Below are 5,216 nucleotides of genomic sequence, written 5' to 3'. Positions count from 1 at the left end.
TTCAAGATGAAAAAGGTGTAATAGGAAATGCCTATAATGAGAATGGTGTAGTGGAGGGAAAGTTGTCTTCTGGAAATATAAAAAAAGTAGAAATTCCAGTAGAACAAATTTATCAAGGAAATTTACTTTTGGTCAACAGTAAGCACCCAGTTCACAATGAAAGTATAAAATCAGATGTCATCAATTTAAATGTTCGCAAAGAATTGGTAAAAGGAACAGATTGTTTAATAGCGAAACATATTTATCAGAAGATATAGCAAGGAAATTTTCGGATATGGTTCTTGATGCGAAAGAAGATGAAGTTTCTAGTTTTTTAATTACAAGTGGTTTTCGAGGATTTGATGAGCAATCTAAACTTTATAAAGAAATGGGTTCCATTCGTGCCTTGCCAGCAGGTTACAGCGAACACAATTTAGGTTTATCGCTTGATGTGGGAAGTACCCAAGGGAAGATGGAGGTAGCACCTGAGGGAGAGTGGATTGCAGAGAACGCTTGGAAATACGGGTTTACTCTACGTTATCCAGAGGATAAAACGGACATAACGGGAATTATGAATGAACCATGGCATATTCGCTATGTCGGTTTACCACATAGTGCGATTATGAAAGAAAAGAATTTTGTGTTAGAGGAATATTTAGACTATCTAAAAGAAGAAAAACATATTTCTGCTACTGTAAATGGTCAAAAATATGAGGTCTTTTATTATCCTGTTACTGAAAATACCACTATTAATGTGCCAGCAAATCTTCGTTTTGAGGTATCGGGCAATAATACGGATGGTGTGATAGTGACAGTATTTCCTGATAAGGTGTAGAAACTTAGGTGAGGGTGCGGAATAAACTGAACGAAATTGATGAACGGTATTACCACACGGCGAAAATAGGGATTAAATTAAGTGAAATATTAATGTTTACAGGGAATTATAATAATATAGGCAGGTAGCTTATAAGAAGATAAATTAGAATTTGGAGAATACTCTATGAAGATTAATGAAAGTAAAAAAACAGAACACAACTATATTTTGTTAATTATAGGATTAGGATTTTATATTTTTATTTTATTTGCATTTTTATTTTTTAAAACGAATTCATTTCAATCTGTAAATCTTATACCGTTTTATACTATAACAGATTATTTATCTATTGGTGGTATTTTTTCAGTAGTTAATGTACTGGGTAATATTGTTTTATTTATACCATTAGGTATCTATTTGATTTTGTTTAATCACAATAAAAGGATATTCATTAACACTTTATGGAGCGTTCTTATTAGTGTGGCAGTTGAGATCTTGCAATACTCATTTAAAGTAGGTGCTACTGATATTGATGATATAATTTTGAATGGATTAGGTGGATTCTTTGGAATTGTCTTTTATAAAATCTTATGCAAAATTTTTAAAGATAAAGTCGAATATGCTATTGGATTAATTTCAATTATAACAGGAATCACTTTCTTGATTTTGAGTATTTGTTTTTCATCAGGTGTTTTCGGTATTAAAGTTCGCATTCTTTAATATTCTTATACTCTTGCTTGATAGACTTGCTCTGCACTCATATTTGCACATTTGTGAATGAATACACTTAAACTCCCATGAAAGAACGTAATCATCTTTCATTTTCTGTGGTTAGTGTTAATTTCACACGATTTGGATGGCTAACGGGGGCTAAAAAAGGTTAAACTCCATTTTGATTTATATTTTTCAGAATAGAGTTTGTTTCAAGCGTTACTCAATAATAGAAAGGCTTAGGAGTTGTTTTTTATTAAAAGTCAAGTTATGTTCTACTGTAAAAGATTTAACAACATGACAAATAGAATGTTACACATTATAATAGCTTTTTGCAGAATTAGTTGAAGAACTAATTCTACTTTTATTTTTATATAGATGTAGCTTTTTAATAAAGTTCGATTAAAAGTAAGTTGCAAACGCTGATTTTATACAGAAAGAAACCAACTGTTTTGAAACAAAGTTTAATCAAAACAGTTGGTTCTTTATTTATTTAGTTTGGTTTTTATAAAAAAGTTTGATTATTTCGGGATGCGAATATTCAATTAAACACCCCGTTAGTTGAGCAAAAATAATTTTTTTAAAAATAAATACTTGTGAGAAATGCACAAACAAACATTGAGCTTGGAATAGCTATTACTAATAATGATGTTTTTTTAACATTGGATATTTCGTTAAATCTCATATAAGTATCAATAATAAGAAATCCACTTACTAATTCCATTATGACTATCAAAACCACTCTTGAAATATCCAGATTTTGAAAATTTTCGCTAAGATAAATTCTCGACATCCCGTATACAGCTATCATTACAAAGAAATACATAAAAATTTTCATATAGGTTTTCATACAATCTCCCATTCTAAATAAAACTTAGAAATAAAACATACATCATCCCATTTTAATCTTTATTACATCGAATGCGCTATATGAAAATACTTCCTTAGCCTTACTCAACTAAATGGCACGATAGTTGAACAAAAGTTAAACAACACTCTTCATACAGATAGGTAAGCCTTTGAAGTTATCGCTGGCTTTTCCCCCTGTTCACACCGTACGTGCGACTTTCACCGCATACGGCGTTCCAACTAATCCAATTTATTCTTTCTATGTTTTAAGCAGCCGAGTGAAGATTTTCCAAAGTTAGATTATTTCATTGTTACATTTCAGTCGTAAGTTATTTACTTTTTCTAATTGCTTATTTGTAAGCTTTACAGCTTTTAGGAACTTTTCAATTTTTACTTTGTCTTTCAAATGTATAAGTTGATGTATAGCCTTATTCAAAACTATTAAATTTGAGTAGCTATCATCTTTTGAAATGTGAAAAGGATTAATATGATGACAATGCCAGTCGATAATACCTAATTCTTCACCTAAAATTGCACATTTGCCATACTGGGCAATAAACTTACTTATTCTGTTGTCGTTATATTCAATAGATCTGTTTGGAATGTAGTTTCTCATGACGTAAGAAAGCGTATTTTTATTGATAGCCTTTAGGCTATTGTGAATTTTTGCTCTGCCTTCGGCAGTATAGTTACATATCACTTGGGAGAAACCAAGTGTTTTTCTCCATCGTTGCGCATGGATGGGGACAAAGACCATATTTTGTATTTTAAATAGTTTGGACTTATATCCTTTGTATCGCTTCTGTAATGTCTTTGACATCTCATGAAAACTTGCCTCTGTTCGAATATTCTTTAGTTGATTGTATAACGTCTTGCGTAGATATAGATTTAACTCATTCAAGTTAATTGTAATTTGAGTTGCAGCTGAGTAATAGTTTTGGATACCCATTACAACGGTATTAAAATTCCAAACGGTCTGAATGCAGGGTTTTCTCTTGATTACTTTTATCGCTTCTTTAATCTTTTGAAAGGCATTTGCTTTAGCCTTTTTTGACATATCAGACTTTGCTACGAAACCAAATCTGGTCTTACCTTTTCTTATGGCTTTTATTGTAAATCCTAGAAACTCTGAAGAGTTTTTCTTTAAGTTCACGACCTTTGATTTTTCTTCACTCGTCTCCAAGTGTAATCTCTTTTTCAAGAATTCTTTTAATGCATAATTTATTTTAATTGCCTGTGACCTTGTTCGGCACATCACCTTAAAATCATCCGCATAACGGACAATAAAACACTCTTTCAAACTCGATTTCTTTAATTGCTGATACTTACTACCATTAGTCGAATACGTATAATTGCTTTCAAATGTTTCCCATTGGTCACTAACCCACCAATCCAATTCATTTAACACAATGTTAGATAATAAAGGTGAAAGAATACCACCTTGCGGTGTTCCTTTTGTAGGAATACCTTCTCCTACAATCTCTGCTTTTAATAACCTAGATATAATAGAAAGAAGGGATTTATCCCTAATGCCTATTGACCACATTTGTTTTAAAAGTTTGCTATGATTTACATTATCGAAGAAACCTTTAATATCTACGTCAACACAATAATGTAGTCCAGATTGGTTAATGAGAAATTCAAGTCTAGCTTTGGCATGATGAGTGTTGCGATTTGGTCTAAAACCATAACTATGTTTATGGAATTTAGCTTCACAGATTGGCTCTAAAATTTGCAGTACACATTGTTGAAAAATTCTATCCCATATCGTCGGTATCCCTAAAGGTCTAGTTTTATCTACTCCTTTTGGAATGAAAACCCGTCTAACTGGTTGTGGTTCATACCATTTGAACATACCTTGAACTTTAGCTATTACATCTACAACTGGTAAATGCAGAATATCATTAATTGTTAATTTATCGATTCCCGCAGTTTTGCTACCTGTATTTCTTTTGATGTTTCGGTAGGCAAGACGTATATTATCCTTAGAACTCATTAATTCTGTTAAGTTATAGAAATGATGACCACAAACACTTTGAGCGTAGAGTGTATCAAAACAATCTTGCATACTATAATACTCATTGTGTCTCAGTTTCTTCCGTTTCAATAAGTCGGTGACTCCTTTTGGAGTTAAACCTCTATTAGTCTCACAAGAACCTTATTAATCGATAAAGAACTGCCTTACTTGGTTGAATAAATCTTTATTAGTCTAGTGGCTATCCCTCCATGTGGATTAGACACTTCATTGGTACTGTGCCACCACTTTCACTGATATAAAGGCAAGTTATACAGTAACTAGTATCATTATTGCTTTCCTTGTCAACGTTTCTTAGGGGAGTAAGCCCTCCACGTTATCAGCTTAAAACGTTGAATTATATCTATTATAGAATGAACTTAGGTGCTTCCTCTAAGCCTGTTAGATACATACGCCTGTAACGTATCATGGATTTTCATATTAGTTAGTCTTACTCACCCACATCTAACCTCACAATTTGGTGATATACACATTTCTATGTATCGCAGTTCTAGACCCGTACATTCAGAAGTTCGTCAGCTTAACCATTTCTTTTCGGTTTATTTGCATTCTCACCATATTCATTCAACTCAAGCATCATGAATTACACCACTCCCTCGAGTAGGCTTTCGTCAGCGGACCTGGTACGGTAATTTCTCACGCCTTTTCACCGAGCTTATAACACAATCATTCTTACTAAATCCAGTGCTATTCGACTAAGAGAGAACCCTTCCGAGCGTTACCTCATCATTTGATTCTTCGATATAACCCTTCAGTTCCGAAAGGAACTGTCTAGCCTTTACCTGAGTAATGTGACCATTCTCAATTTAAACTAGAAACATTTCGCAC

General features: G+C 32.7%; 2 protein-coding genes and 1 pseudogene. 2 read left to right on the top strand and 1 reads right to left on the bottom strand.

Annotated elements, in window-relative coordinates; translation table 11 throughout:
* The first annotated feature begins 20 nt into the window (after window positions 1–20).
* A pseudogene (gene vanY / locus ABE34_RS04335) lies at window positions 21–814 on the top strand (VanY-A/VanY-F/VanY-M family D-Ala-D-Ala carboxypeptidase).
* A 165-nt stretch (window positions 815–979) separates the two neighbouring features.
* Window positions 980–1,513: a VanZ family protein gene (locus tag ABE34_RS04330; protein WP_197140729.1), complete on the top strand. Its 534-nt coding sequence runs from the start codon at window positions 980–982 to the stop codon at window positions 1,511–1,513.
* Between the two features lie 1,135 nt (window positions 1,514–2,648).
* On the opposite strand, the gene ltrA is transcribed toward ABE34_RS04330, so the two are convergent.
* Entirely contained in the window at window positions 2,649–4,421 is a 1,773-nt protein-coding gene (ltrA, locus tag ABE34_RS04325) for a group II intron reverse transcriptase/maturase (RefSeq protein WP_197139928.1), read from the bottom strand.
* Between the last annotated feature and the right edge of the window lie 795 nt (window positions 4,422–5,216).

The organism is Lysinibacillus sphaericus (genome assembly GCF_015844675.1).
In the GTDB taxonomy this organism is placed as follows: domain Bacteria; phylum Bacillota; class Bacilli; order Bacillales_A; family Planococcaceae; genus Lysinibacillus; species Lysinibacillus sphaericus_E.
Note: the sequence above shows the minus strand (reverse complement) of the source record. Positions and strands in the feature narration are given on the sequence as shown.